At 72.1% G+C, this 2874-nt stretch carries 3 protein-coding genes; all 3 read right to left on the bottom strand.

Annotated elements, in window-relative coordinates; translation table 11 throughout:
* Positions 1-131 precede the first annotated feature (131 nt).
* Positions 132-446 (bottom strand): hypothetical protein, encoded by a 315-nt coding sequence (locus K2X24_RS22205; protein ID WP_292501192.1) that lies wholly within the window; start codon positions 444-446, stop codon positions 132-134.
* 197 nt (positions 447-643) lie between these two features.
* On the bottom strand, positions 644-2431 hold the full coding sequence (locus tag K2X24_RS22200; protein WP_292501191.1) for a hypothetical protein: 1788 nt from the start codon (positions 2429-2431) through the stop codon (positions 644-646).
* 38 nt (positions 2432-2469) lie between these two features.
* On the bottom strand, positions 2470-2874 hold a 405-nt coding region (locus K2X24_RS22195), incomplete at its 5' end, for a flagellar basal body rod C-terminal domain-containing protein (RefSeq protein WP_292501188.1).

Genomic DNA, 2874 nt, shown 5'->3' with positions numbered 1-2874 from the left:
ACGAAATGAACCGCGCGCGGACGCCGACGGTCTACGGCCGGCCCTCGCAAGGCCCCTCCCCCTATGGCCGCAGCGGCTTCGCCCGCAGCCAGCCCCTGGTCCTGTCCCGCAACCTTTGAGCGGCGTCGGTCCTACGGCCGGCCGTGCCCCATGCGCACGAAGGCGCGCACGGGGCCGAGATCCGATTCGCTGCGGGTGTCGATGGAGAGCTGGCCCGCCGTGACCGGGCCGGAATGCTGCGTGCCGAGATCGACGCCGGCCACCGCGCGGCCGCTGACCCGCACGCAGGTCGCCGAACCCGGAGCCCGCACGAAGCCGGGTCCCAGCCGCGGACAGGGCACCATCGCCTCCCGCTGCGGCTGCGGCACCGGTCGCTCCGCGGCGCGGGCGGGCCCGGCACCGACGAGCACGGCGCAGATCAAGCCGGCACGGATCGCGACGTTCATGAGGCGGGCTCCCCGGGGATGGTGTCGCCCCAGGGTTAGGCCATCTCGGGCGGCGCGCAAAGCCACCCAGATGCGGGCTTATAGCAAGTCTCAGTGAGCCTGACCCATAGGTCAGCCTCACTGAGGTCCGGCGGACGACCGCCGCCGCGCCGTCGCGCGGGCGGACCTCGATGAGTCGGGCTCATCAAGGTCCGGTATCAACCGAGATAGTTCACCAGGGTCAGCTTCGACAGCATGGAGGTGACCTGGTAGCTCGCCTGGAGTTGCGTCTGCAGTTGCAGAAGCTGCGCGGTGACGGACTCCGCAGAGACCGTATCGACCCCGTCGAGGGAGCCTTCCAGCGCGGTGCGGCTCTCCCGGTTCGACGCCTTGGTGTTGGCAAGCGTGCTCGACGCGAGGCCGAGATCGGCCGCGATGCCGGGCACGCCGTCCTTGGCCGTGTCGGACACGAGGAGGTTTCGGGCACGGTCGGCGAGCGCGTTGACGTGCTGGGCCCCCGGCGTTCCGGCCGCGCCGCCGGCGCTGGATTCCGCGGCGACCATCGCGAGCCCCGACAGGACGGCGCGGATCGGCGCCTCGTTGGCCTGTACGCCGATGTTGAGCACCCGGGTGGCGCTGACCTGCGCCGTGGCGGTGGCGCGCGGATCGGCGGCCGTGTCGTCGCCGGTGTACCAGATCACCGTCGTGTCGCTGGCCTGCCCGGCATAGCCGTCGCCCTCGACCCGGCGCGGGGCGAGCCCGGGCGAGGCCGAGCCCGCGAAGAAGTCCTGCGTGGCGCGGGAGGCCGAACTCGCGCTCAGGGTCGTCGTGGCGGCAGCCTTCAGGGCATTGTTGACGGCGTTCGACAGGTTCGCGGCGATATCGCCGGTGAGGGCGAAATCGGTGGTCGAGGTCGCGTCCGCGCTCGCGCGGGCTGTCAGGGTGAGGCTCTGGGTCGTGCCGTCGCGCAGGGCCAGGTTGATCGTCACGGTGTCGCCGGCCTTCGGCGTACCGGTGATGCCGAGGGTCAGCGAGGCCGGTGTCCCAGTGCCGAAATTCGCCTGAAGGTCGAGGGCGGCCGGCCCCTGGATGCTGGCGACGGGGACGCCCTCGAAGCGGTCGTTCAGGTAGGTCTGCGCTTCGGCGGCGGTCGCGAAGACCGGCATCGCGTCGGCATCCCCCGTCGCCGCGGAGGCCCGGGCGGTCAGGTCGACGAAGCTCTGGCTGCCGTCCGGCTGGTTGACGGCGACCCGGATGCGGTCACCCCCGGCGGGTGCGGCCGCCATCGTGAAGGTCACGTCGGGGCTGGTGGCTTTGGTCGTCGTGCCGGCGGTGATCCCGGCGGTGTTGGAGCTGGTGGCCGAGAGGAGCCGGAACCCGAAATTCGCGCGCGCCTCGGTGCCGGCCACGCCGGCGCCCTCCTCGCTGAGGGTTACCACCGCGCCGGCGGCGCTCGCGGCGATGCGCCCGTTGGCGTTCGGGCCGAGATCGGCCGCCTTCTGCTCGGCGATCAGGGTCTTCAGCCCGTCGCGGCCTGCGGCGGGCTCCCCGTTGAGGATCGCGTCCGTGGCGGCCACCGGCGGGGAATCGGTGGCGCGGCCGCCGAAGATGTACTGTCCGCCGAGGTCGACGTTCAGGGCGTCGATGGCGGCATCCAGGCTGTCGCGCGCGATCTTGGACGTGTCGGTGGCGGTGGACGCGTTGCTGGCGGTGAGGGAGCGCTGCAGCGTGGCACCGAGGGTGTTGACCTGCGTCACGCTGGTGTTGGCGAGGGCCACCCGGGTGGTCGCCCCCGTGATGGCGGCGTCGTAGCCGTCCAGGGCGGCGAGGGCCGCGTGCGCGCTGAGGCTGGTGGTCCGCCCGACGCCGAGGCCGCCATAGGTCGTGGCCGCCTTGCCGCTGGCGAGCTGGTTCGTCAGCGTGTCCAGGCGACCCTTCAACCCGACCAGATTGGCGGTGTTGCGGTCGCCCACGTAGGTGCTGGCGTTGAAGGGCGCGATGCTCATCGGGACCTCGCAGGGTGTGGGCGCATGGCGGGCGGCACCTAGATCCGCAGCAGGGTGTCGAGGAGGTCGCGGGCGGCGGTGAGCACCCGCGCGTTGGCGCTGTAGGCGGTCTGGAGCTGCACGAGCTTCGACATCTCCTCGTCGATGCTCACGCCGGAGGTGGAGGCGAGGCGCGACTGGGCCGTCGCCAGGGCGATGCCCTGGCCCTCGTCGAGGCTCTGGGCGGTGGCGGCCCCGGCACCCTGCGCGTCGATGATGCGCTGGGCGAAAGTCTGAACGCTGGAACTGTAGGGCGCATTCACGCCCCCGATCCCGCTCGCCGCCCCGAAGGTCCGGTTGTCCCCGGTCAGCGCCGTGTAGAGGAATTGCGGCCGGGTCGGGTCGGAGGCGAGCGTCTTCCCCGAGGTATCGACGAGGTTGGCGGTGTTTCCGACGAGCGCCGG

It is taken from the genome of Methylobacterium sp. (assembly GCF_019750675.1).
Lineage (GTDB): Bacteria > Pseudomonadota > Alphaproteobacteria > Rhizobiales > Beijerinckiaceae > Methylobacterium.
This window is presented reverse-complemented; position numbering and strand designations above follow the sequence as displayed.

Coding starts and splice junctions, on each gene's coding strand:
- K2X24_RS22205 (WP_292501192.1), bottom strand. CDS start 446: ATGAACGTCGCGATCCGTGCCGGCTTGATCTGCGCCGTGCTCGTCGGT.
- K2X24_RS22200 (WP_292501191.1), bottom strand. CDS start 2,431: ATGAGCATCGCGCCCTTCAACGCCAGCACCTACGTGGGCGACCGCAAC.